Origin of the sequence: Streptomyces sp. NPDC007095 (assembly GCF_040634475.1) — a bacterium.
In the GTDB taxonomy this organism is placed as follows: domain Bacteria; phylum Actinomycetota; class Actinomycetes; order Streptomycetales; family Streptomycetaceae; genus Streptomyces.
Window position 1 is genome coordinate 107,591 of sequence record NZ_JBEYFS010000001.1, and the last position, 23,984, is coordinate 131,574.

The 23,984-nt window shown below is 70.1% G+C and carries 16 protein-coding genes, 3 pseudogenes and 1 riboswitch; of the genes and pseudogenes, 8 read left to right on the forward strand and 11 right to left on the reverse strand.

The window, feature by feature from the left end; all coding sequences use genetic code 11:
* Positions 1-173 precede the first annotated feature (173 nt).
* The gene (locus ABZ656_RS00590; protein WP_101400060.1) at positions 174-827 is read left to right on the forward strand and encodes an NAD(P)H-dependent oxidoreductase; all 654 of its coding nucleotides are present in this window, start codon (positions 174-176) and stop codon (positions 825-827) included.
* Here the strand turns inward: ABZ656_RS00590 and ABZ656_RS00595 are convergent.
* The 5 genes from ABZ656_RS00595 to ABZ656_RS00615 form a co-directional block, all read right to left on the reverse strand.
* Positions 817-1,737, reverse strand: coding sequence for an ABC transporter permease (locus ABZ656_RS00595; RefSeq protein WP_360263046.1), 921 nt, complete (start codon positions 1,735-1,737; stop codon positions 817-819). The two genes, ABZ656_RS00590 and ABZ656_RS00595, sit on opposite strands and share 11 nt — an antisense overlap.
* On the reverse strand, positions 1,724-2,719 hold the full coding sequence (locus ABZ656_RS00600; protein ID WP_360263049.1) for an ABC transporter ATP-binding protein: 996 nt from the start codon (positions 2,717-2,719) through the stop codon (positions 1,724-1,726). Before ABZ656_RS00600 ends, ABZ656_RS00595 begins: the two co-directional genes overlap by 14 nt.
* A 68-nt stretch (positions 2,720-2,787) precedes the next feature.
* The gene (locus ABZ656_RS00605; RefSeq protein WP_101400057.1) at positions 2,788-4,011 is read right to left on the reverse strand and encodes a DUF2092 domain-containing protein; all 1,224 of its coding nucleotides are present in this window, start codon (positions 4,009-4,011) and stop codon (positions 2,788-2,790) included.
* A 297-nt stretch (positions 4,012-4,308) separates the two neighbouring features.
* Positions 4,309-5,313: a CHRD domain-containing protein gene (locus ABZ656_RS00610; RefSeq protein WP_360263053.1), complete on the reverse strand. Its 1,005-nt coding sequence runs from the start codon at positions 5,311-5,313 to the stop codon at positions 4,309-4,311.
* 195 nt (positions 5,314-5,508) lie between these two features.
* The gene (locus ABZ656_RS00615) at positions 5,509-6,519 is read right to left on the reverse strand and encodes a polyprenyl synthetase family protein (RefSeq protein ID WP_360263056.1); all 1,011 of its coding nucleotides are present in this window, start codon (positions 6,517-6,519) and stop codon (positions 5,509-5,511) included.
* Between the two features lie 447 nt (positions 6,520-6,966).
* Here ABZ656_RS00615 and ABZ656_RS00620 point away from each other — a divergent pair.
* From ABZ656_RS00620 to ABZ656_RS00630, 3 genes and pseudogenes are all read left to right on the forward strand, one after another.
* Positions 6,967-9,322 (forward strand): annotated as a pseudogene (locus ABZ656_RS00620) (CocE/NonD family hydrolase).
* Positions 9,323-9,329: 7 nt separating this feature from the next.
* A complete protein-coding gene (locus ABZ656_RS00625) occupies positions 9,330-9,629 on the forward strand; it encodes a hypothetical protein (protein ID WP_360263059.1) in 300 nt (99 codons plus the stop codon).
* 269 nt (positions 9,630-9,898) lie between these two features.
* Positions 9,899-10,060, forward strand: a riboswitch (cyclic di-AMP (ydaO/yuaA leader).
* A gap of 4 nt (positions 10,061-10,064) precedes the next feature.
* Positions 10,065-10,775 (forward strand): LysM peptidoglycan-binding domain-containing protein, encoded by a 711-nt coding sequence (locus ABZ656_RS00630; protein ID WP_101400053.1) that lies wholly within the window; start codon positions 10,065-10,067, stop codon positions 10,773-10,775.
* Here ABZ656_RS00630 and ABZ656_RS00635 read toward each other — a convergent pair.
* From ABZ656_RS00635 to ABZ656_RS00645, 3 genes are all read right to left on the reverse strand, one after another.
* Complete coding sequence (locus ABZ656_RS00635; RefSeq protein WP_360263062.1) at positions 10,769-11,698, reverse strand: HAD family hydrolase; 930 nt, start codon at positions 11,696-11,698, stop codon at positions 10,769-10,771. The two genes, ABZ656_RS00630 and ABZ656_RS00635, sit on opposite strands and share 7 nt — an antisense overlap.
* A 304-nt stretch (positions 11,699-12,002) precedes the next feature.
* On the reverse strand, positions 12,003-13,205 hold the full coding sequence (locus tag ABZ656_RS00640) for an FAD-dependent oxidoreductase (RefSeq protein ID WP_360263065.1): 1,203 nt from the start codon (positions 13,203-13,205) through the stop codon (positions 12,003-12,005).
* Positions 13,206-13,232: 27 nt separating this feature from the next.
* A complete protein-coding gene (locus ABZ656_RS00645) occupies positions 13,233-14,504 on the reverse strand; it encodes an ATP-grasp domain-containing protein (RefSeq protein WP_360263067.1) in 1,272 nt (423 codons plus the stop codon).
* A 344-nt stretch (positions 14,505-14,848) separates the two neighbouring features.
* Between ABZ656_RS00645 and fahA the strand changes: the two genes are divergently transcribed.
* The 3 genes and pseudogenes from fahA to ABZ656_RS00660 form a co-directional block, all read left to right on the forward strand.
* Positions 14,849-16,072, forward strand: a complete 1,224-nt coding sequence (gene fahA / locus ABZ656_RS00650; protein WP_360263070.1) for a fumarylacetoacetase — start codon at positions 14,849-14,851, stop codon at positions 16,070-16,072.
* 448 nt (positions 16,073-16,520) lie between these two features.
* A pseudogene (locus ABZ656_RS00655) lies at positions 16,521-16,829 on the forward strand (ABC transporter substrate-binding protein); the annotation flags it as partial.
* A gap of 15 nt (positions 16,830-16,844) precedes the next feature.
* Positions 16,845-17,809: pseudogene (locus ABZ656_RS00660) on the forward strand (HEAT repeat domain-containing protein); the annotation flags it as partial.
* Between the two features lie 30 nt (positions 17,810-17,839).
* Here ABZ656_RS00660 and recQ read toward each other — a convergent pair.
* A complete protein-coding gene (recQ, locus tag ABZ656_RS00665; RefSeq protein ID WP_101400049.1) occupies positions 17,840-19,828 on the reverse strand; it encodes a DNA helicase RecQ in 1,989 nt (662 codons plus the stop codon).
* 525 nt (positions 19,829-20,353) lie between these two features.
* On the opposite strand from recQ, the gene ABZ656_RS00670 reads away from it, so the two are divergent.
* A complete protein-coding gene (locus ABZ656_RS00670) occupies positions 20,354-20,707 on the forward strand; it encodes a hypothetical protein (protein ID WP_101400048.1) in 354 nt (117 codons plus the stop codon).
* A 58-nt stretch (positions 20,708-20,765) separates the two neighbouring features.
* On the opposite strand, the gene nuoN is transcribed toward ABZ656_RS00670, so the two are convergent.
* Together nuoN and ABZ656_RS00680 are read right to left on the reverse strand one after the other, a co-directional pair.
* Positions 20,766-22,415, reverse strand: coding sequence for an NADH-quinone oxidoreductase subunit NuoN (nuoN, locus tag ABZ656_RS00675; RefSeq protein ID WP_101400047.1), 1,650 nt, complete (start codon positions 22,413-22,415; stop codon positions 20,766-20,768).
* Positions 22,412-23,983, reverse strand: coding sequence for an NADH-quinone oxidoreductase subunit M (locus tag ABZ656_RS00680; RefSeq protein ID WP_101400046.1), 1,572 nt, complete (start codon positions 23,981-23,983; stop codon positions 22,412-22,414). The genes nuoN and ABZ656_RS00680 overlap by 4 nt, the downstream gene beginning before the upstream one ends.
* Position 23,984 lies beyond the last annotated feature (1 nt).

A 23,984-nucleotide genomic window follows, 5' to 3' on the forward strand; every position in this document is an offset into this window, starting at 1 on the left:
CCGACAAGACCCCCGGCGGCCTGCGGCGGGCAGCCAGCAGCAGGTGGCAGGCGGCAGGCATCCCCCATCCCCGTATCGCAGCATGGACGTCGCATGCGCATGCATATATTGTGCACGCATGTAGTTGTGTCGTGGTGTTCCACGACCCGTCGCACGCGCACCCTGGGGGACCCATGAGCCGTCATTTCCTGTTCCTGCTGGGCAGCAGCCGCCCCGACGGCAACACCGAGCTGCTGGCCCGCCTGGCCGCCGAACAGTTGCCCGCGGATGTCGAGCAGCGCTGGCTGAGCCTCGCCGAGCACCCGCTGCCCGACTTCGTGGACCTGCGGCGCGACGGCGACCACGTACACCCGGCCGCCGGGAGCAACCCGGCACTGCTGCTCGACGCGACCCTGGCGGCCACCGACATCGTGATCGCCTCGCCGCTGTACTGGTACTCGGTGTCCGGCCTCACCAAGCGCTACCTGGACTACTGGTCGGGGTGGCTGCGTACCCCCGGCGTCGACTTCAGGGCCAGGATGGCGGGTCGCACCCTCTGGGGCGTCACCGCGCTGGCGCACGAGGAGGAAGAGGTCGCCGACCCGCTGATCGGCACTCTCGACCACTCGGCCGCTTACCTGGCCATGCGTTTCGGCGGGGTCCTGCTCGGCAACGGCAGCAAGCCCGGTGACGTACTGAAGGACACGGCCGCGCTGGCGCGCGCGAAGACGTTCTTCGCACGGGAGGCACCGCTCGCCCGCTACCCCTACGAGACGCACGACACCGACGACAGGCGCGAGAGGCGCGAAACCCAGGGCGTGGCAGCCGCGCCAGCGGCTACGCGGTGATGTCCTTCGCCGTGAACCGCGCCCACGCCGCCGAGCCGAACACCGCCGCGTACAGGCCCTGGAGTCCGAGATTGCGGACCAGGTCGTCCCAGTACACCGGGTCGCGCATGAGGTCGGCGAAGGACAGCCAGTAGTGGGAGAAGAAGTACGGCTGGAGGGCGTGGAGCTGGGGGATCTGATCCAGGATCTGAATGGTGATGAGAAGGCCGACCGTCGTCGCCATCGCCGCGATGCCGCTGTTGGTCAGCGTCGAGACGAACAGGCCGAGGGCCGCGACGCCGATCAGTGACGCGGCGACGACCAGTGCGATGAGGAACGCCCGCCCGAGCCCCTCGGTGAAGCTGATCCGGGTCCCGGAGATCGTCGTCAGCTCGCCCAGGGGAAAGAGCAGCGCGCCGACCGCGAGCGCCGAGAGCGCCACCACCAAGGTCGCGACCAGGCAGAACGTCATGGTGGTCGCGTACTTGGTGAGCAGCAGGCGGGTGCGGCCGGCGGGCGCGACCAGCAGGTAGCGCAGCGTCCCCGCGTTCGCCTCGCCCGCGATCGCGTCGCCCGCGATGACGCCGATGGCCATCGGCAGGAAGAAGGGGAGGGTCGCGGCGAGCGCCGTGAACACCAGGAAAAGGCCGTTGTTGGTGATCTGCGAGATGAACGCCGGTCCTTCGCCGCCACCACCGCCCCCCGTCGAGCCGTCGCGGGTCTCGATCTTGATCGCGATACCGATGAGGATCGGCACGGCCGCGAGCACGGTGAGCAGCGCGATGGTCCGCCAGCGCCGGAAGGTGGTGAGGAGCTCGCTGCGGAAGAGTCCGAAGGTCCACAGGGGGCTCGGTTTCCGTACCGCCGTGTCCTGGACGCGTATGGCCTCGGCCTCGACCTCAGCCTCGCCCTCGGTCTCAGCCCGCGACATCGAACCCCTCCCCCGTCAGCGCCACGAACGCGTCCTCCAGTGAGGCCCGTTCGACGCCGAAGCCACGGACGCGGACGCCCGCCGTGACCAACGCGGCGTTCAGTTCGGCGAGTTCGCGGTCCGGAGGTTCGGCGGTCACGCCCGTCTCCGTCACGACGAGATCCGCGATTCCCTGTTCCTTCAGTACGCGCGCCGCGTCCCCGGGGTCCGGGGTGGTCACGACGAGCCGCCCGCGTGCCCCCGCCGCGAGCTCCGCCACCGGGCCCTGGGTGATCAGCCGCCCCTGTGCCATCACGGCGGCGTGCGTGCACACCTGCTCGATCTCGTCGAGCAGGTGTGAGGAGAGGAAGACGGTCGTGCCGTCCGAGGCCAGCTCCCGCACGAGGGAACGGATCTCGCGCATGCCCTGCGGGTCGAGGCCGTTGGTCGGCTCGTCCAGGACGAGCAGGCGGCGGGGCTGGAGCAGCGCGGCCGCGAGCCCGAGCCGCTGCTTCATGCCGAGCGAGTACGCCTTCGCCTTCTTGCCCGCGGCCGCGGTGAGTCCGACCCGGTCGAGGGCGGCCGCGACGCGGGTACGCCGGGTGTGCGGGTCGGCGGTCGGGTCGGCGGCGTCGTACCGGAGGAGGTTGTCACGGCCGGAGAGGAAGCCGTACAGCGCGGGGCCCTCGATGAGGGCGCCCACGTGCGGGAGCACGGCGCGGGTGGCGCGGGGCATGGGCTGCCCCAGCACACGCGCCGTACCCGAGGTCGGCCCGATCAGGCCCATCAGCATGCGGATGGTGGTGGTCTTGCCCGAGCCGTTGGGTCCGAGGAAGCCGAAGACGCTGCCCGCCGGGACGGTCAGATCGAGGCCGTCCACGGCGAGCTGTCCGCCGCGGAAGCGCTTGGTGAGCGCGCGGGTGGCGATCACCGTGCCCTCGGCGGACGCGGTGGCGGTGCCCGCCACAGGCGGGTCCGTACCCTCGGCGGACCGCTCCTCCATGGGCTCCCTCGTTTCAGCTTCGTCCGTGCCCTGGTCGGTTCCGTCCGTCGGTTCCGTCCCTGCGGTGCTCAGTGGGCCGCGTTGGCCGCCTTCACCAGCGCGTCCTTGGTGACCGCACCGGCGTACACCTTGCCGTCGTCCGTGATCAGCGCGTTGACCAGGCGGGTCGAGAAGACCGTGCCCGAGCCGAACTTGCCCTTGACGTGATCGCCGAGGGAGTTCAGGAACCCGGAGACGTTGCCGCCCTCGGACGACGAGCCGGAGGGCATGCCCTGGCCGCCCGTGTCGAACTCCGCGATGGTGCTCCAGCCCTTGCCGATGGTCTTCAGACCGTCGAGCCCCTTGCCGAGGTCACCGCGGGTCGGAGCGGACTCCGGGGCCTTGGAGTCCTTGGAGTCCTTGCCCTCGGTGACCTTCGCACCCTTCGGCGGGGTGAAGTCGAAGGTCGAGGCGGCCGGCTTGGCGAAGGCGACCTGGGTGAAGCCGGCGTCCACTACGGCCGCGCCGCCGCTCTTCGGGACCAGCGTGAACTTCAGCGGCACCCCGGTCTTCGCGTCCACCGCGACGGTGATCGCGCCGACCGTGGAGCCGGACTGCTTCGGCTTGATGAGCAGCTTGTAGGCGTCACGGCCCGCGACCTGCGCCGTGCCGTCGACCGTCACGGAGGTCGTGTCGTCGACCGACTTCAGGGCCTCGTCAGCGAGCTCCTTGGGCGTCGTCGGGACGTCCTTCGGCGCCTTCTCCCGGCCTTTTTCGGCTGCGGGGGCCGTCGAGTGGTACACCTCGTTCGACTTGCTGTCGTACGCCCATACGTCGCTGCCGTTGTGGATGACGCTGTACTCGGCGGCGTTTTCCAGGACGGAGACCTTGGCCTTGTCCGGGCCGTCGGCCGCGACGCGCACCGTGTGCGTGCCGGAGGCCAGCTCCATGAGCTTGGACTGCGGGTCGGCGGAGGAGCCGCCGGATCCCTTGGTGGCGCCGGACAGCATGCCGCTCTCCAGGCCGCCCAGGCTGGGCAGTCCGAGATCGGTGCTGACCTTGACCGTGCCGGACAGCTGCTGGACGTCCGATTTGGCGATCTTCTCGATGAGCTGCTCTGCGGTGATCTTCGGCAGGCTGGGGTCGCCGGAGTCGGCGAGCGCCGGGACGAGCCCGATGGTCGCGGCCGCCACCCCCACCACTGCGACCGGAACGACGTAACGAGCCGCCTTGCGCCGGCCGGCGCGGACGTCGTCGGCCTCGTCGGGCAGCCCTTCCGCCCCGGCGGTCCTGTCGGATTCGTACGGTGCCATGTGTGCCTTACCTCCGTCGTCGGCGGCGGCCTACCGTCCTCACTTCTCCACCCCTGTAGCCGCCATTCTCACCCGAACCGGTGAGGAGTGGTGTTCTCAATCTGACCAAATCGGCCGACGAGAAGCGTCAGACCCCGGACTCAACTCCACGTAGTCCTGCGGTATGACGTGAGGAGGCGGTGGCTCCCCCGACCCGTAGAGGTTGGGAAAACCACCGCATGAGCCTCACTGCGCCTCGGTACCCGTCAGCGCTGCACCAGGCCCGTGTCCGTCAGTGCCGCACGAAGCCCGTGTCCGTCAGCGCTGCACGAACACGTAGTCCGCCCGGTAGGGGACGTCCACGATCGTGCCCGGCGAGCAGGAACCGGCCGGGGCGACCCCGCCCACGGTGTTGAGCCGCAGGATCTCCTGCGTGTCGGCCAGCAGACCGCGGTGCTTGCCGGACTGGGTGGCCTTGAGGTCCAGCTCGGCGATGTTCTTGTCGCCGTTCGGAGTCTTGGAGATCACCGCTCCGGTGACCGCGCTGCGGTCGGGCGCGACCCACTGCGGCGTACCGGAGTTGGGCTTCACGAACGTGTGCACGATGTCGCCACCGAGCAGCGCCGCGACGTCACGCTGCGCGAAGGCGTAGCCACCTCCCTCGGCGGGCTTGCACTCGTAGATCTGCTTTCCCTTGACCACGGACGCCTGGAAGTTGTCGAGGGCGTCACGGAAGTCGAAGGAGCCGGTGACCTTGTGGAGCTGGCCGCGGACGGCTCCGCCCGGGAACTCGGCGGTGTGCAGATTGGCGTAGAACGCACCCGGGTCGTTCTTCAACCGCTCCAGCAGCGCGGCGTCCTTCACCTTCACGGTGCCGACCACGTGGTGACCCTTGATCCTGCCGAGCAGCTTGGTGAAGTCGATCTTGACGCCGCCGTTGGTGCCCTTGGCGCCCTGGTGGATGTGGAGCATGGTCGGCCCGCCGGTGCCGCGCCAGGTCACGGCGACGGACACCTTGTCCCCCTTGACCTTGATGAACTCCAGTGCCGCGCCGTCCTTGTCACCGACGGCGGGGCCACCCTGGACGGGCACCTCGTTGGCGCCACGGAGGCTGGTGGCGAGGATGGTGCCGCCGCTGCCGCCGACGACTCCGCTCTGCGCGACGATCGTCCGGTCGCCGTGCGCCGAGTGGCTCATGCCGCCGTGGTCACTGTGGTGGCTGCCGCCGGCGGCGACCGCCGGGATGACGGCGGCGGCCACACCGGCCGCGGCTGCCACCGCGACACCGGCCAGGACCAGGCCCTTGCGACGCATGTCCGACATGGTATTGAACGTGGCGTTCGATTCCATGATTCTTTTTTCTCCCCGTAATGCAGCTGACACCCCCTGCGTCAGCTTCTGTACGGGAGTACGGATCGATTCCTACCCTGGACTCAATCCAACAATGTGACGTGCGTCACACGCAAGAGGGTGTGGCCGGTACCGCGAAGGGCATACGCCAGTGGTCGCTCCGGGCGTCTATCCGGCCCGGTGCACCACCGCGTCCACCAGCTCCGCGAGCGTGGCCTTCGCGTCGCACTCGGGGAGCGGAACGAGCGCGGCCCGGGCCTCCTCCGCGTACCGCACGGTGTCACGGCGGGCCTGCTCCAGCGCGGGATGCGCCCGCAGCAGGGCCAGCGCCTCCGCGTGCCGGTCGTCGTCCGTGAGGTCGGAGTCGAGCAGCTCGCACAGCGCGATGTCCTCGGCGAGACCGAGCCGCTCCGCCCGCTCACGCAGCCGCAGCACCGGCAGCGTGGCGATACCCTCGCGCAGGTCCGTACCCGGCGTCTTCCCGGACTCGTGCGAGTCGGAGGCGATGTCCAGCACGTCGTCCGCGAGCTGGAAGGCGACGCCCAGCCGCTCCCCGTACTGTGTCAGCACGTCCACGACCGTCTCGTCGGCGCCCGACATCATCGCGCCGAACCGGCACGCCACGGCGACCAGCGAGCCGGTCTTGCCGCTGAGCACGTCGAGGTAGTGGTCGACCGGGTCGCGCCCGTCGCGGGGCCCCGCCGTCTCCAGGATCTGTCCGGTGACAAGCCGCTCGACCGCCTCGGCCTGGATGCGGACGGCCTCGGGCCCGAGGTCGGCCAGGGTGTGCGACGCGCGCGCGAAGAGGAAGTCGCCGGTGAGCACGGCGACCGAGTTGCCCCAGCGGGTGTTCGCGCTGGGCACGCCGCGCCGCGCGTCGGCCTCGTCCATCACGTCGTCGTGGTACAGGGTGGCGAGATGGGTCAGTTCGACGACCACGGCCGAGGGCACGACACCCGGCGCATAGGGGTCACCGAACTGCGCGGCGAGCATCACGAGCAGCGGACGGAACCGCTTCCCGCCGGCGCGCAGCAGGTGCTGCGCGGCCTCTGTGATGAAGGGGACCTCGCTCTTGGTGACTTCGAGCAAGCCCTCCTCCACAGCCGTCAATCCGGCCTGGACATCGGCTTCGAGAGCCTGGTCCCGCACGCTCAGCCCGAACGGCCCGACGACGGTCACGAGAGGTTCTCCTGTCTGCTGACGATCACATGGCGAACTCGGTCGATCATTCGGTCGATGACACGGTTTGTCGATGTGTCGCTGCCATCACTCAAGTCAGCGTATCCGGTCACGTTTCGATCACCACGAGCGCCCACCGTCCCCACTGCCGACTTCCTCCCGACTTCCCTCTCCTCCGCCATCCGATGTCCCCCGAGCGGCAGACAGTCCCACACCCGGGCGGTACGGGATCACGGACGGTATGTTCTTGATCAGTAGATTCAGCCGGATATCAGACGTATTGACTGATCGGACGGATTGAGAGCCGGCCGCCGACCGCCGAAGACGACCGGGGACCGGGGACGACCGCAGGGCACTGAGGACGCAGAGGACGCCGAGGACACCGCAGACACCGAGGACACCGAGGACACCGCAGACACCGCAGACACCGCAGACACCGCGATGAGCATGCACATCCGTACGTCCTTCTCGCACGAGACGACTCACGAGGATCCGTGGATCCCTCTCCCGGACGGCACCCGCTTGCACGCGCGCGCGTGGCGTCCGCTGACCGACGCACCCGTCCCCGCGCTCCTCGAATATCTCCCGGACCGGCTCACCGACCGGACCGCGCCACGCGACTGGCAGCGCCACCCCTGGTACGCAGGCCACGGCTACGCCTCCGTCCGGGTGGTGCCCGCGGTTACGGCAATTCGGAGGGCGTGCCGGCGGACCCGTACGGCGAGGGCGAGCGGGCCGACGGGGTGGAAGTGATCCACTGGCTGGCGGACCAGCCCTGGTGCAGCGGCACGGCAGGCATGTTCGGCGTCTCCCGGGGCGGCTTCACCTCCCTCCGGATCGCGGCCCTCGCGCCCGAACCGCTCAAGGCGATCGTCACGGTCTGCTCGACCGACGATCCCTATGACAACGACGGGCACCGCATGGGAGGTTCCGTCCTCGCCGTCGAGGCGGACGCACGGGCGGCCACGGCGCTCGCCGACGTCGCCCGTCCGCCGGATCCGGCACACGTGGGCCAGGCGATGTGGCGCGACATGTGGGTGAAGCGCCTGGAGACTGTGGAGCCGTTCATCCATACGTGGCTGTCCCACCCGACCCGGGACGCGTACTGGCGCCACGCCGGTGTGCGCGAGGACGGGGGATACGGAGGGATCCGGGCCGCCGTGCTCGCGGTGGGCGGCTGGCACGACCCGTACCGCGACACGGTGCTGCGGCTGGTCGAGAGCCTTCCCTCCGACCGCGTGCGCGGCCTGATCAGCCCTTGGTGCCACCAGTACCCGGACCGGGGCCTGCCGCCAGGCCCGGCGATCGGCTTCCTCCAGGAGACGCCGAGGTGGTTGGGACCACTGGCTCAGGCCGACCGATACGAGCGTCCCAGAGCCCGAGCCCGACGTGATCGGTCATCCCGACCTCTACGTGATCGGCGATCCCGACCTCGGTGCGATCAACAATCCCGGCCCCGACGGGACCGCCGATCGGGGCCCCGGCGCAACCGCCCACCCGGACGCCGAAACGACCGCCCACCCGGACTCCGGCACGACCGCCCATCCGAACCCCGGCACGACCGCCGAACCGGACCCAGACACGACCGCCCGTCCGAACCCCGGCACGACCGCCGAACCGGACCCAGACACGACCGCCCATCCGAACCCCGGCGTGAACAACCGTGACGTGATGGCGCAGCCCCTCCTGCGCTCCTACGTCATGGCCGCACACCCCCCGGCGACGACGTACCCGTCCCTCCCCGGCCGCTGGGTGGGCGACACCGCCTGGCCCTCACCTTCCGTGACCCCGATCGCGTACGCGCTGCGGGCGCACCGGTGCCGGTGCGCTCCCCTCAGCACACGGGCGTGGACGGGGGCCGTTTCCGTCCCGTCGGGAACGACGCGGACCTGCCGCCGAACCAGCGGGAGGAGGACGCGAGATCGGCCTGCTTCGAGTTCGAGGTCCCGGGGGAGACCTGGATCCTGGGGCGCCCGAGGGTCCGCCTCCGTCTGACGTCGCACTCCCCCCGGGGCCAGGTGATCGCCCGGGTGTGCGACTTCGCTGCCGACGGTTCCTCGACGCTGGTGACCTGGGGTGCTCTGAACCTGCCAGCGCGCTACGGCTCCGACCAGGCGGTCTCCTGGAAACCGGGCTCTACGGAGGACGTGGTTTTCGACGTGCCGGCCATCGGCTACGCGTTCCCGCCCGGCCACCGCATCCGGCTCTCCCTCTCCTCCGCCTACTGGCCATGGATCTGGCCCCAGTCTGGCTCGGCGGCGGGGTTCATCCTGGACCCGGCGGCCAGTTCCCTCGAAACTTCCGGTGCGAGCGCGCGAGTCGGACCCGGGGATCACCTTCGAGGAGCCGGAGCAGTCCGAACCCCCTGGGAGTGACGTCCCCGGCCACCCTTGACGAACCCCGCCCCGAACGCCTGGTCGCCCGTGACGTGGCGAGGGGCGAGTGGCGTGTGGAGGTCGACCCTCGCCAGGACGGCACCCGTGTCCACCCGGACGGCCTCGAATGCACGGAGGACGCCCTGGACACGTACACCATCGACGAGTCGGACCCGCTCTCCGCCCGCACCCGCTCGACGAGGTCGATCCGTCTGCACCGCCCGGAGCTGCCCTGGGAGGCCCGGGTCGAGGCACGCTCCGAACTCAGCTGCGGCGCCCGGGAGTTCATCACCTCGAACGAGCTGATCCGCAAGGACGGCAACGAGGTGGTCTTCCATCGGACGTGGGAGAGGAGAATCCCCCGGACGGCGGGCTGGAGTCCCGGCGGCGTCATGGGCAACCCCGAGGAGCACGGCGCGGACCGGTGAGTTCCTGATGGCCCTGGACGAGGGGATGCTCGCGTACTTCCGCGAGATGGCCGACGAGATGGTCACGCGCTTCGGGATCCCCCGGGCCGACTCGGTGGCGAGGGTCAACAGGGCTTACGCGGGGCAGGAGTTCGGCCCCTACCCGGACCTGATGTGCCACGAACTCCCCGAATACCGGGCCTACGGCATCTACTTCAAGCCCAACGCCGGCCGGCTCCCCGACGACGACCCCGACACGCATCTGTCCGCGTGGGAGGTGCGCCCGGCTCCGCCCGCGGCCTCACCGGCCGGGACACTCGAAGCCTGATGTCCGATTTGCCGCCAGTGCCGGTTTATTTCTGCTTGGTCGCGTGAGTTGGGTCACGCCCATACGGGGTGAACTCTTTATCCCCCCTTGACGACTCCCCCTTTGCACAAGGCAAGTTGAGTGTCACGTTCCGGATTAATCGGGCATTTTCTCCCATGTATTTCGCAGGTGAAAGCGATCTACACCGGGAAATCAGGGCTTGTTCCGGACATGTGCTCTCGCATACGTTCACGTCGATCCGGACGGACCGCCCAATCCTGCCGCCGACCGGAATATCCCAGCCACCCACACACGCACGGCAGGAGCGGGGGACCCAGGTAAGCCGCCGATCCGGACACCGGAACGGCTAGGGGTGAAGTCGCACACACGGTGCGGCCGGGCAGCTCCCGCCCGAACCCGACAGCTCACCTCGCAGGCACCGGAGAGGAATTCGCCATGTCCGCACGAGGCAAACGTCACAGCTTCAAGACCCACAGCATCCTCACGCGGGGCATCCTCGCCGCGGGACTGGGCGGAGTCACGCTCGTCCTCCCGATCATGGGCGCGACCTGCGCACAGGCCGCCGCTCCCACCGCCGCCACCACCACCGACGTCCAGCTCATCACGTACAAGGTGGTCGCGGGCGACACCCTGGCCAAGATCGCGCAGAAGTACCCCACGAGCGGTGGCGCGGCGAAGCTGTACGTCGCCAACCGCGCGGTCATAGGCCCCGACCCGTCGACGCTCCGCCCGGGCCTCACCCTGACCGTGGGCACCAAAACGGTCCAAACCCCCACCAAGAAGGCCTCGGCGCCCACCGCCACCAAGGCCTCTGCGAAGACGTACGCGAACAACCTCGACGGATGGATCAAGCACTCGCTGGACATCATGGCCCGCGCCAAGATCCCCGGCACCTACAACGGCATCCACCGCAACGTCATGCGCGAGTCCTCCGGGAACCCCCTGGCCATCAACAACTGGGACTCCAACGCCAAGGCCGGTATCCCCTCCAAGGGCCTCCTCCAGGTCATCGACCCGACGTTCAAGGCGTACCACGTGCCGGGCACATCGATGAACCCCTACGACCCGGTCGCGAACATCACGGCGGCCTGCAACTACGCGGCGGCGAAGTACGGCTCGATCGACAACGTCAACGGGCCCTACTGATAGGACTGGTGGGGCTGGCTGGGCCGGTAGGGCTGGTACGACGGCCGGGGCTGACGGGGCCGAGGAGACTCGGACGGCTGCCGGGGCTCTCGGGACTCCCGGAACCGATCCGTCCGGCACGGGAACAACCGCTCCAGTACCACCGCGATCCCGTCGTCCTCGTTAGACAGCGTCACTTCGTCGGCCACCGCCTTCAGCTCCGGATGGGCGTTGGCCATGGCGACCCCCCGGGCGGCCCAGTCGAACATGGGGATGTCGTTGGGCATGTCACCGAAGGCGATGGTGGCGGCGGGAGTGAGACCGAGGTGGGCGGCGGCGAGCGCCAGACCGGTCGCCTTGGTCACGCCGCATGGCTGGAGTTCGACGGTCCCGGGCCCCGACATGGTGACGGTGGCCAGCGAGCCCACCACACCCCGGGCCGCCGAGGCCAACTCGTCGTCGGACAGCGACGGGTGACGGAGCAACACCTTGCTGATCGGCTCCGTCCACAGGTCGTCGCGGCGGTGCACCCGTACCGCCGGAAGCGTCGGATGCGGCATCACGTACCCCGGCTCGATGAGCGTCAGCCCGTCCACGCCGTCCTGGTCCACCGCGGCGTAGAGCAGCCCGACCTCCGCCTCGATCTTGCCGAGCGCGGTCTCCGCGAGTTCCCTGTCCAGGGTCACCGACCACAGCAGGCGGTCCGCAGCCGCGTCGTACAACTGCGCCCCCTGCCCGCACACCGCCAGCCCCGCGCCGCCGAGTTCGTCGAGCAGCGGTCGAACTCTCGGCGCCGGGCGCCCCGTCACGACCAGGTGCCGGGCGCCCGCCTCGGCCACCCTCGCCAACGCGGCCCGGGACCGGTCGGAAAGGGTGTCGTCGCCGCGGAGCAGCGTTCCGTCCAGGTCAGTGGCGATAAGTGAATATGCAGTCGGAGCGGCCATGATCCGAAGAATACGGATCGAACGACTCATCGGCCCGGCGTGAACCGGACGACGTCCGGTATCCCGTCAGCAACGCCGTTCACCGTACGGGGCGTACCGGGCGTACAGAGTGCACTTCCGCCCCCGCTCACCGAAGCGGGCGGTACGAAAAGACTCCGACCGGAATGTCACTCCAGAGGATGACGCGGCTGCGGTGACTGTGGCTGCCTGAGCCCAACACGAGTTCCGGCGCGGCCGGTTGGACCCGGCCCGGGGGCGTGGCTCACAAGCCACCGCCCCCTCGGCCGTACGGACCCCGGCCACCTCACCCGTGCGCGCCCGCCAAGTGCTTGGCCAGCCGCGGCGAAGCGAACTCCGTACCGCACACGAACCGCATCACCGGCCCGTAGGAAGCCGCCGCCGGCAACCCCGTGAAGTACAGCCCGGGCACCGAGGAGCGGTACCCCGCACCGAGCTTGGGAGTGCCGCGGCTCACCTCGAGCTCCGTACGCAGCTCGTGTCCCAGGAAGTCCATCGCGGCGATGTCGACGCGATAGCCGGTCGCCGCGATGACATGGTCGGCGGAAACCTCCTCGGTCCGGCCCCCCAAGGTCTGCACGGAGAGGACCGGACGCCCGTCGGAGACGTCGGCGCGAACGATCCCGGAGACCTCGCTGACCTCGACCTTGCCCTCGAAGCGGTCGCGCAGCCACCACGCGCCGAGCGGGCCGAGGACTCGGCGGACCAGGTAGTGCCGGGTCTCGGCGGGCAGATAGCGGTAGGGGTGCGGGTAGTAGCTGAGCGCCCACAGGGACCAGGCGCGTCCGAAGGGCGACTCGGGGCGCAGCTTCGGCTGCTTCCAGGGCGGCGCGCCGAAGGCGACCCTGCCTCGTCCCCGGGACACCACCCGTACCCGCGCGCCCGCCTCCGCCGCGAGCGCCGCCGTCTCCAGCGCGGACTGGCCCGCGCCGACGACGATCAGCTCCTTGCCGGAGAACCGGGTGAGGTCGTGGTGCTGGGAGCTGTGCGAGACGGGACCGGTCGGTGTGGGTCCGTCCGCCGCGGCGCCGCCGAGTTCGGGCGGCAGATGGGCGAGTCCGTACAGTCCCGTGGCCACGACGACCGCCCGCGCCGTGAACGACTCCCCCGAGTCCAGCTTGAGTTCGAAGCCCTCGCCGCCCCGGCGGTCGACGGACACGACCCGCACCCGCTCCAGCTCGGGCACCAGCTTCTGCTGGAACCACTCTCCGTACGCGATGAACGTCTCGACCGGAATGATGTCCTCGTCCGTGACGAGCCGGCGGATCCCCGCCGCGTCGCAGTAGTCGGCGATCGTGTGGCCGGGCTGCGGGGCGTCGAGGCTGGAGGCGGCCGGAGTCGACTTGAGAAGCATCCCCTCGGGCATGTGGTCACGCCAGCTCACCATGGGCTCGCCGAACACGCGCACCGGGATGCCGCGCGCCCGCAGATGGGCGGCGGTGGACAGGCCGAACGGGCCGGCACCGATGACTGCTACCGGATGAATCACGAAGTCCCTCCCCAGGACGTACTTTCGTCACTTCGTGGTCGTACTGGTGCTGTTGCCACGGCGGTTGGTCCGCCACAGCTGATACAGATGCCTCGCGCCCGGCCGCACGAAGCGCGCGAGCATCGTGAAGAACGGCCGCAGGTCGTCACCCGCCAGCCAGGCCAGCTCCGTACCGCTCGCGCGAGCCGGCGCGTGCGGGGTCGTATAGCCGCTGCGCCGGTAGGCGAGCAGGGCCGGCAGGTCGATGTTCTCCACGATGTACCGGTGACCGGCCCGCTGTTCACCTTCGGGAACGGTGCGCCCGGTCAGGTCGAGATGCATGGCACGGACGACGTCGATCCCAGACTCGTTCTCGAAGAGCCGGAACTGCGCGCCCATCCGGGGGTTGAAGTCGAGGAGTTTGTATTGCCCGTCGCGCCGGTCGAAGCGCAGGTCGAGGTCGATGACGCCACTGAAGCCGATCTGTTTGATGAAACGCGCGGCGAGGTCCGCGAGTTCCGGATTGTCGACGACGTACGCGTTCGCCGTCATTCCCGCGTGCGGCGGCCAGGAGCGGACCTTCACGCCCGTGAACATCGCGAGCGGCGTCGAGTCCGCGTCGAAGTACGCGTGCACGATCCAGTCCTCCGCCTCCTCCCTGGGCAGGTACTCCTGGAGGATCACGCCAGGCTGATCACCCCAGTCCCGGGCGAGTGCCAGAAGCCCCTCCCGGGTCGCGATCCTCGTCGTCCCGTTCACCGCCGGCTGGCTGCGGCGTACGAACGCCTCCCGGTTCTTGGCGACGATCGGAAACCGGGCGCTCTCGGCGAACGCCACGATCTCCTCGTACGACTGCGGAAAGGCCGCCGCCGGACTGGGGATGCCGTGTTCCACACAGAGTTCGTGCAGGCCCTGCTTGCTGGCGAGGCGCCGGGGCAGTTTGGCGTCCACCCGAGGGAAGAGGAACCACTCCCCCAGCTCCTCCTGGTGCTCAGCGATCAGGACGGCCGCCTCCTCGTCCGTCGGGACGAGCACCGTCGGCCGCCCGATGCGGGCCCCGATCCGCAGCAGCCCCTCGACGAGACGCTCCGGCTCCTCCGTCCCCGTCGTCGGCCAGACGAAGGCACGGCGCAGATAGCGCGAGGCCGCGGCAGGCGTGTAACGGTCCTCGGTGATCGCATACATCGGTATGCCGAGGCGGCCCAGACTTCGGATGGCGCCCACACCGCCGTGGTGCAGCGGATAGTCACCAAACTTCACGATCAGGCCCGGAACGTTCCGGTCGGCGTCGACCGGTACTCCGCTGACGCTCCCGGCCACGGGTCCCCCCACGTGTCCCCCCTACGGACCGGACCCACCCCGTCCGTGTCCCCAAAGGACGCTAAGCCGGAACTACCGCGTCCGACAAGGCCTATTCGGACATTGCGAACTCTTTAGGCACTGCCGGGGCAACTCTTCGGGTACTGCCACTGCGACTCAGGACAGCTCGCGGCGACTCACGGCAACTCTCTGGGCACTGCCACAGCAGGTCACTCCCCCGTAACCTGTGCCGCGACCACCCGGAACACGTGAAACACCCACACACGCACCGCGCGGATCACACGGCCAAGCCAGATCACACGGATCACACAGCGCGCACGACCACGAAAGCGAGGCACCACCCGATGCCCCCCTTCGACGTCCCCGAGGGCGATCCCTTCGGCCCGCACAACCTCCCCTACGGCGTCTTCTCCCGGGCCGGAGCGTCCGAGCGGAGCGTCGGCGTCCGGCTCGGCGACCATGTCCTCGACGCGGGAGCGACCGCCCGGGCACTCGGCTCCCCGTACGCCGAACTGCTCGCGCAGCCCACCCTGAACCCGCTGCTCGCCGCCGGCCGCACGGCCTGGTCCGACGTACGCCGCGCACTCACCGCCTGGGTGACGGTCCCGGCCCACCGGGAGACCATCGCGCCCCTCCTGCACCCCCTCTCCGAGGTGACCCTGCACCTCCCCTTCGAGGTCGCGGACTACGTCGACTTCTACGCCTCCGAGAACCACGCCCGGAACGTCGGCCAGATCTTCCGCCCCGACGCCACCGACTCCCTCACCCCCAACTGGAAGCACCTGCCGATCGGTTACCACGGCCGCTCCGGCACGGTCGTGGTGTCGGACACGGAGGTGGTCCGCCCCTCGGGCCAGCGCAAGGCCCCTTCCGACACCGCCCCCGTCTTCGGCCCCTCCGTCCGACTCGACATCGAGGCGGAGGTCGGCTTCGTGGTCGGCGCACCCTCGACCAGGGGCACGCCTGTCCCCCTTTCCTCCTTCCGCGACCACGTCTTCGGCCTCTGCCTCCTCAACGACTGGTCGGCGCGTGACATCCAGGCCTGGGAGTACGTCCCTCTCGGCCCCTTCCTCGGCAAGTCCTTCGCCACCTCGGTGTCGGCCTGGATCACCCCGCTCGACGCGCTGGACGACGCACGGGTCGCGCCCCCGGCCCGCACGCACCCCCTCCTCCCCTACCTGGACGACTCCGAGGACGAGCCCGGCGGCTACGACCTCCGTATCTCCGTCGCCGTCAACGGCCACGTCGTCTCCGAACCACCCTTCTCCACCATGTACTGGACGGCCGCCCAGCAACTGGCCCACATGACGGTCAACGGAGCCTCCCTGCGCACCGGCGACCTGTACGGCTCGGGAACGGTCAGCGGCCCCTCCGAGCACGAGCGCGGCTCCCTCCTGGAACTCACCTGGAACGGTCGCGACACCCTCGACCTCCCCGACGGCAAGCGGGCCTTCCTGGAGGACGGCGACGAAGTCACCCTGACGGCCTGGGCCCCGGGCCCCGGCGGCACGCGGGTGGGGCTGGGCGAGGTGACGGGCCGCATCACCCCGGCACCCGACCCTTCCTGACTCCGGCCCGGGATGCTCCCGGGGCGCAAACCCCGTCGGGATGCGGGGGCGAAGCCCCCCGGGGGTCCCCCGGGGGAGGGGACTCCCCGCCCCGCGGTAGTCCCCCAGGGAGAGGCGTCCCCAGAGGGGCGAAAGGGGGTCGAAGGGGCGGCGTCCCTGGGATGGGACGGGTAGGTGCGGTGGGGGGCGAAAACCCCTACCCCGCCGGTCCCACGCCCCCGCACCCACAAGACACCCCCGCCCCACACCATGCCCCCATGGGTGGCAGATCTCCCCTCCTCCCGACCGAAACCGCAGGCCAACCCCCGGCCCTCGCCATCGACAGGTGGCGCAACACTCCAGCAACACCACCACCCGCACCCCGTCGGTATGGTCCGTCGCATGCCCACCGAACGCATCCGAGAGCACGCCGGCCCCGGCGCGACCACCGGCGCCGCCCACCGGCGCCGGCTCCACGGTCACCATCACGGTCGGCTACCAGTCCAAGACCACCAACACCGTCACGGCGGGAACCCTGCTTCGTTCCCTCGGCTACTTCGAGAAGGAGCTCAACGCCCTCGGGGACGGCACCACGTACAAGGTGAACTGGGAGGACTACGCGACCGGCGCCCCGATCACCGCCCGGATGACCGCCGGTAAGATCGACATCGGCTCGATGCGCGACTTCCCGCCGCTGATCAACGCGGCCCGCGGCAAACAGCTCGGCCGCCCCACCCGCCTCGTCTCCGTCACCGATCCTGACGGAAGGGGACTCGACCACACCGGCGGCGGCACCTCGCCCCGCCTCCTCGCACTCCTCACCCTCACGGAACAGGAGCCCGAACTCAGCGCGCTGCTGCCCTGCCTGGAAGACCCGTCCCCCGCTGTCCGACGCTCGGCCGTCGGCGTCCTCACCGAGACCGTGCCGCCCGGCACCGGTCGCGCCCTCGCCGCCGCACTCCGGGACCCGCACGGCGACGTACGGGCCACCGCCGCGGCCTCGCTGCGGGAGCTGCGGGAGCTGCGGGAGCTGCGGGAGCTGCGGGAGCTGCGGGAGCTGCGGGAGCTGCGGGAGCTGCGGGAGCTGCGGGAGCTGCGGGAGACCCTGCCGGCCGAGCCGGACCTGCGCGAGGGCCTCGCCGCCGCCCTGACCGAGGGCGATCTCGTCGTACGCGCCACCGCCCTGGACGTCCTGCGCGCGCTGCGCCCGGGCGACGCCCAACTGTTCGCGAACGCCCTCGCCGATCCCGAAACCGCCGTCCGCGTCAAAGCCGTGCGCGCCCTGGTCTCCGTCGACGCCACGGAGCCCCTGAGCCGGGCAGCGGCCGACCCGTCCCGCGTGGTCCGCGTCACGGTGGCCAAGGCCCTCGCCAACGTGACCCCGGGAAAGCTCGTCGAGGACACCCTCGACCGGCTCACTACCGACCCGGACGCCCTGGCCCGGGCAGCGGCCTTCACGACGCTGGCCGTCACCGGCTGCCCCGCGTCCCTGGCCGTGCGTGCCGTCGCCGCTCAGGCCGACCCCACCTGGCAGGTGCGCTCCGGCGCCGCGACCGCGCTGTCCGCCGCGGAGGCCGGGGTCGCCGTCCCGGCGCTCGCCCGGGCTCTGGAAGACCCGAACGCCGACGTCCGCAAGGCGGCGGTCCTGGCTCTCGTACGGCGCTCCGCGATCGACGAGGGCGCCCGCGTGGCCCTGGCCACACGGGCACGGCGGACTCCGACGCGGACGTCAGGGCGTACGCGTCACGGGCCCTGTGACCACAGCGTCGGGCAGAGGGCCGGGGCGCCCTATATCCAGTCCTCCGGCTCGGGTTCCGCGTCCATCTCGGGCCAGTCCGGGTCCGGTGCCTCACCGGCCGCGGGAGCCGGTGCTGCTCCGGGGGCGCCGCCGCCCAGGGAGGCGAGCACTGCGACCACGCCCTCTCCGTACGTCGCGAGCTTCTTCTCGCCCACCCCGCTGATGCCGCCGAGGCCTTCGACCGAGGTGGGCCACACCGTGGCGATCTCCCGGAGCGTGGCGTCGTGGAAGATGACGTACGCCGGGACGCCCTGTTCCTTGGCCTGTCCGGCGCGCCAGGAGCGCAAGGCCTCGAAGGCGGGGACGAGCTCCTGGGGCAGGTCGGCCACAGCGGCCTTGGCCTTGCGCTCGCCCCGCGAGGACGAGGAGGACGAGCGGGAGACGGTCGGCTTCGGCGGCTCCTTGCGGAGCGGCACCTCACGCTCGCGCCGCAGCACCGTCCCGCTCTCCTCGGTCAGCACCAGCGTCCCGTACTCGCCCTCGACCGCGAGCAGGCCTTGCGCCAGCAACTGCCTCACCACGCCGCGCCATTCGGACTCGGCGAGGTCCTCACCGATGCCGAACACGGACAGCTGGTCGTGATCGAACTGGATCACCTTGGCGGTGCGCCGCCCCAGCAGGATGTCGATGATCTGGCCGGCGCCGAACTTCTGTCCACGCTCGCGCTGCAGCCGTACCACCGTGGACAGCAGCTTCTGTGCCACGACCGTGCCGTCCGAGGTCTCGGGCGGTGCGAGGCACGTGTCGCAGTTGCCGCATGCCGGGGTGTGCGGGTCCTGGCCGAAGTAGGCGAGGAGCTGGGAGCGCCGGCACTGGACCGTCTCGCACAGGGCCAGCATCGAGTCCAGGTGGGCGGCGGCCCGGCGGCGAAACGCCTCGTCGCCCTCGGAGCCCTGGATCATTTTGCGCTGCTGGACGACGTCCTGAAGCCCGTACGCCATCCATGCGGTGGACGGCAGTCCGTCACGGCCCGCGCGTCCCGTCTCCTGGTAGTAGCCCTCGACCGACTTGGGCAGGTCGAGGTGGGCGACGAACCGCACGTCCGGCTTGTCGATACCCATGCCGAAGGCGATGGTGGCGACCACGACCAGGCCCTCTTCGCGCAGGAAGCGCGACTGGTGGGTGGCGCGGGTGCCCGCGTCCAGACCCGCGTGGTACGGCACCGCCTCGACGCCGTTGCGGGAGAGGAACTCGGCCGTCTTCTCGACCGAGTTGCGCGAGAGGCAGTACACGATGCCCGCGTCGCCCGCGTGCTCATCGCGCAAAAAGGACAGCAGCTGCTTCTTGGGGTCGGCCTTCGGGACGATCCGGTACTGGATGTTGGGACGGTCGAAGCTGGCCTCGAAGTGACGGGCGGTCGGCATGGCCAGGCGCTGGGTGATCTCCTTGTGCGTCGCGCGGGTGGCCGTGGCCGTCAGCGCGATACGCGGGACGTCCGGCCAGCGCTCGCCCAGCAGTGAGAGCGCCAGATAGTCGGGGCGGAAGTCGTGGCCCCACTGGGCCACGCAGTGCGCCTCGTCGATCGCGAAGACGGAGATCTTCCCCCGTGACAGCAGGTCCAGCGTGGTCTCCAGGCGCAGCCGCTCCGGGGCCAGGTAGAGCACGTCGAGCTCCCCTGACAGGAACTCGGCCTCCACCACACGCCGCTCGTCGAAGTCCTGCGTGGAGTTCATGAACCCGGCGCGCACGCCCAGCGCGCGCAGCGCGTCCACCTGATCCTGCATCAGCGCGATGAGGGGCGAGACCACGACTCCCGTACCCGGTCTGACCAGGGCCGGAATCTGGTAGCAGAGAGACTTGCCGCCACCCGTCGGCATCAGGACGACAGCGTCACCGCCCGCCACCACGTGCTCGATGATCGCTTCCTGCTCGCCGCGGAAGGCGTCGTACCCGAAGACCCGGTGGAGCGTGGCCAGTGCCTCGCTCTCTGCCAGCGTCCCCGTCGCGTCCGCTCCGGTCATCACACCCGTCCCGCCCATCGTCCTGTCCCCCGTACGTCGCGCCTCGACCACTGCGTCCACGATAGGGGTCCGCGCCGACAGCCCGAGAGTTATCCACAGGCTGCGACCGATCGGCTTCCCTACGCACTCGCGTCCCGCCGGTCTCACCTCCTTGCACGGCGCGCCCTGCGCGCGTCCAATCCGTTGGCCCCACGCGCATGGCGACGCCTCTCCAGCCGGGAACATGCTGCCCGGGCAGGAGGAGGGGGCCCGCGGCCGAAGGACCGGCACCGTCACGTACGCCTCTCACGCCTAGGAGCCCCCGCATGTCCCAGCGTCCCTCAGGACCGCCCTCGCTCTCGCGACGGCGGCCGTCGCCTCCGTCTCGCTGGCCGCCGTCCCCGCTCACACCGCGGCCGCGGACGGCCCCGTCGACCCGAAGGTCCCGGCGGAACTGGCCACGGCGTACACGCGACCGCGAAGTACCTCGACGAGTCGGTCGCCATCGCCGACGGATACGTCCCCCTATCCGCGCTCCTCGGACCCGGGGGGGGGCCACGGAGCATGGGCTACCACTACTTCGACGAGTCCATCTACGGCTCGGTCGACCCGGCTCAGCCCGCGTCTCTCCTCTATGAGGACGGGAAGCACGGGAAGCGCAAGCTCGTCGGGGTGGAGTGGATCGTTCCCGACGCCGACCGGAAGCTGAAGACGAGCGACGACAGACCCTCGGTGTTCGGAGGGCGGAAGTTCGACGGGCCGATCCCCGGCCACTACACGGCCATGCCGATCCACTACGACCTGCATGTCTGGCTCTGGAAGCACAACCCCAACGGTTTGTTCGACCGCTGGAATCCCACGGTCAAGTGCCCGGTCCGTCCGGGCCAGGCGGCTCAGACGGGGCACGCGATGCGCTGATCACAGCTCGGGCCCCGCTCCGTCACGAGGAGGGAGCGGGGCCCGGTCCGTGCGTGGTTCAGCGGACGAAGACTCCCGCCTGGCTCGCCAGGTTCAGGAAGTACTGCGGCGCCACACCGAGCACCAGCGTGACCGCCACGCCGAACCCGATCGCCGTCATGGTCAGCGGCGAGGGCACGGCGACCGTCGGTCCCTCCGGCCGGGGCTCGCTGAAGAACATGAGCACGATCACGCGGATGTAGAAGAACGCCGCGATCGCCGACGAGATCACACCGACCACGACCAGCGGGCCCGCGCCGCCCTCCGCCGCCGCTTTGAAGACGGCGAACTTCCCGGCGAAGCCGGAGGTCAGCGGGATGCCGGCGAACGCCAGCAGGAAGACCGCGAAGACTGCCGCCACCAGCGGGGAGCGGCGTCCGAGGCCCGCCCACTTGGACAGGTGCGTGGCCTCGCCGCCCGCGTCCCGGACCAGGGTCACGACCGCGAAGGCCCCGATCGTCACGAACGAGTACGCGCCCAGGTAGAAGAGGACCGACGAGACACCGTCCGGCGAGGTTGCGATGACGCCCGCGAGGATGAATCCCGCGTGCGCGATGGACGAGTACGCAAGGAGCCGCTTGATGTCGGTCTGGGTGATCGCGACGATCGCACCGCCCAGCATGGTGACGATCGCGACGGCCCACATGACCGGCCGCCAGTCCCAGCGCAGGCCCGGCAGGACGACGTACAGCAGTCGCAGCAGCGCCCCGAAGGCGGCCACCTTCGTCGCCGCGGCCATGAAGCCGGTGACCGGTGTCGGCGCGCCCTGATAGACGTCGGGCGTCCACATGTGGAACGGCACCGCGCCGACCTTGAAGAGCAGGCCCATGACGACCATCGCGGCGCCGATGAGCAGCAGCACGTCGTTGCCCATGGTGCCGGCGAGCGCCAGGTCGACGTTCGGGATCGTGCCGTCCACGACCTGCGCGATCGTCGCGTACGACACGGAGCCCGCGTAGCCGTAGAGCAGGGCGATGCCGAAGAGGGTGAACGCGGAGGCGAAGGCGCCGAGCAGGAAGTACTTGACTGCGGCCTCCTGCGACATGAGCCGCTTGCGGCGGGCCACGGCGCACAGCAGGTAGAGGGGCAGAGAGAAGACTTCCAACGCGATGAACAGCGTCAGCAGGTCGTTGGCCGACGGGAAGACCAACATGCCGCCGATCGCGAAGAGCAGCAGCGGGAACACCTCGGTGGTGGTGAACCCGGCCTTCACCGCGGCCTTCTCGCTGTCGCTGCCGGGCACGGAGGCGGCCTGCGCGGCGAACGAGTCGACGCGGTTGCCGTGCGCCTCCGGGTCGAGCCGTCGCTCGGCGAAGGTGAAGACACCGAGGATGCCCGCCAGCAGGATCGTGCCCTGCAGGAACAGGGACGGTCCGTCGACGGCGATCGCGCCCATGGCCGCGATATGCGCCTTCGTGGTGCCGTATCCGCCCGCCGCAAGTGCGACCACCGCGGCGAAGGCGGCGGCGAGCGCGACGACGGACAGGAAGACCTGCGTGTAGTAACGGGACTTGCGCGGCACGAAGGCCTCGACGAGCACCCCTACGAGCGCCGCCCCGATCACGATCAGGGTGGGCGACAATTGCCCATATTCGATCTTCGGCGCGTTGATCTTGGAGATCGGTTCGGCCGCGGTTGTCCACAGGCTGTGGACGGCTGCTGCGCTCACTTGGCCGCCTCCACCTCGGGCTTGGGGTCCGTCTTATGGACGTCGGACATGGTCTGCTGGACCGCCGGGTTGACGATGTCGGTGACCGGCTTCGGATAGACGCCCAGGAAGATCAGCAGGGCGATCAGCGGGGCGACCACCAGGAGCTCACGCACCCTGAGGTCGGGCATCTCGGCGACCTCCGCCTTCACCGGGCCCGTCATCGTCCGCTGATAGAGGACGAGCGTGTAGAGCGCGGCGAGGACGATGCCGAAGGTGGCGACGATGCCGACGGCCGGGTAGCGCTCGAACGCGCCCACCAGGACCAGGAATTCACTCACGAAGGGCGCAAGCCCGGGGAGCGAGAGGGTCGCGAGGCCGCCGATCAGGAAGGTGCCCGCGAGCACCGGGGCGACTTTCTGCACCCCTCCGTAGTCGGCGATCAGACGCGAGCCGCGCCGCGAGATCAGGAAGCCCGCCACCAGCATCAGGGCGGCGGTCGAGATCCCGTGGTTGACCATGTAGAGCGTCGCGCCCGACTGGCCCTGGCTGGTCATCGCGAAGATGCCCAGGATGATGAACCCGAAGTGCGAGATCGACGCGTACGCCACCAGCCGCTTGATGTCCCGCTGACCGACCGCGAGCAGCGCCCCGTAGATGATGCTGATGAGGGCGAGGACGAGGATGACCGGCGTCGCCCACTTGCTCGCCTCCGGGAAGAGCTGGAGGCAGAAGCGGAGCATCGCGAAGGTGCCGACCTTGTCGACCACCGCCGTGATCAGTACCGCGACCGGGGCCGTGGCCTCTCCCATGGCGTTGGGCAGCCAGGTGTGCAGCGGCCACAGGGGCGCCTTCACCGCGAACGCGAAGAAGAAGCCGAGGAACAGCCACCGCTCCGTGCTGGTCGCCATGTGCAGCGAACCGCTGGCGCGGGCCTGCACGATCTCCTGGAGCGAGAAGTTTCCGGCCACTACGTAGAGGCCGATGACGGCGGCCAGCATGATCAGGCCGCCGACCAGGTTGTAGAGGAGGAACTTCACCGCGGCGTAGGAGCGTTGGGTCGCCGCCGCGTCGTCCCCGTGCTCGTGGGCACGGTCCCCGAAGCCGCCGATGAGGAAGTACATCGGGATCAGCATGGCTTCGAAGAAGATGTAGAAGAGGAAGACGTCGGTGGCCTCGAAGGAGAGGATCACCATCGCCTCGACGGCCAGGATCAGGGCGAAGAAGCCCTGGGTCGGTCGCCAGCGCGAGTTTCCTGTCTCCTGCGGGTCGGCGTCGTGCCAGCCCGCCAGGATCACGAACGGGATCAGCAGCGCGGTCAGCGCGACGAGCGCCACCCCGATGCCGTCGACGCCCAGCTCGTACCGCACTCCGAAGTCCTTGATCCAGGCATGGGACTCGGTGAGCTGGTAACGGTCGCCGCCGGGGTCGAAGCGTACGAGCACGATCGCGGCCAGGACGAGCGTGGCGAGCGAGACGAGCAGCGCCAGCCACTTGGCGGCGACGCGTTGCGCGGCCGGCACGGCGGCCGTGGCGATCGCCCCGATCGCCGGGAGCGCCGCCGTCGCTGTCAGCAGAGGAAAGGACATC

What these genes read in the sequence shown, in the direction of transcription:
- ABZ656_RS00590 (WP_101400060.1), top strand. Translation starts at nt 174, where the DNA reads ATGAGCCGTCATTTCCTGTTCCTGCTGGGCAGCAGCCGCCCCGACGGC.
- ABZ656_RS00595 (WP_360263046.1), bottom strand. Translation starts at nt 1,737, where the DNA reads ATGTCGCGGGCTGAGACCGAGGGCGAGGCTGAGGTCGAGGCCGAGGCC.
- ABZ656_RS00600 (WP_360263049.1), bottom strand. Translation starts at nt 2,719, where the DNA reads ATGGAGGAGCGGTCCGCCGAGGGTACGGACCCGCCTGTGGCGGGCACC.
- ABZ656_RS00605 (WP_101400057.1), bottom strand. Translation starts at nt 4,011, where the DNA reads ATGGCACCGTACGAATCCGACAGGACCGCCGGGGCGGAAGGGCTGCCC.
- ABZ656_RS00610 (WP_360263053.1), bottom strand. Translation starts at nt 5,313, where the DNA reads ATGTCGGACATGCGTCGCAAGGGCCTGGTCCTGGCCGGTGTCGCGGTG.
- ABZ656_RS00625 (WP_360263059.1), top strand. Translation starts at nt 9,330, where the DNA reads ATGGCCCTGGACGAGGGGATGCTCGCGTACTTCCGCGAGATGGCCGAC.
- ABZ656_RS00630 (WP_101400053.1), top strand. Translation starts at nt 10,065, where the DNA reads ATGTCCGCACGAGGCAAACGTCACAGCTTCAAGACCCACAGCATCCTC.
- ABZ656_RS00635 (WP_360263062.1), bottom strand. Translation starts at nt 11,698, where the DNA reads ATGGCCGCTCCGACTGCATATTCACTTATCGCCACTGACCTGGACGGA.
- fahA (WP_360263070.1), top strand. Translation starts at nt 14,849, where the DNA reads ATGCCCCCCTTCGACGTCCCCGAGGGCGATCCCTTCGGCCCGCACAAC.
- recQ (WP_101400049.1), bottom strand. Translation starts at nt 19,828, where the DNA reads ATGGGCGGGACGGGTGTGATGACCGGAGCGGACGCGACGGGGACGCTG.
- ABZ656_RS00670 (WP_101400048.1), top strand. Translation starts at nt 20,354, where the DNA reads ATGGGCTACCACTACTTCGACGAGTCCATCTACGGCTCGGTCGACCCG.
- ABZ656_RS00680 (WP_101400046.1), bottom strand. Translation starts at nt 23,983, where the DNA reads ATGTCCTTTCCTCTGCTGACAGCGACGGCGGCGCTCCCGGCGATCGGG.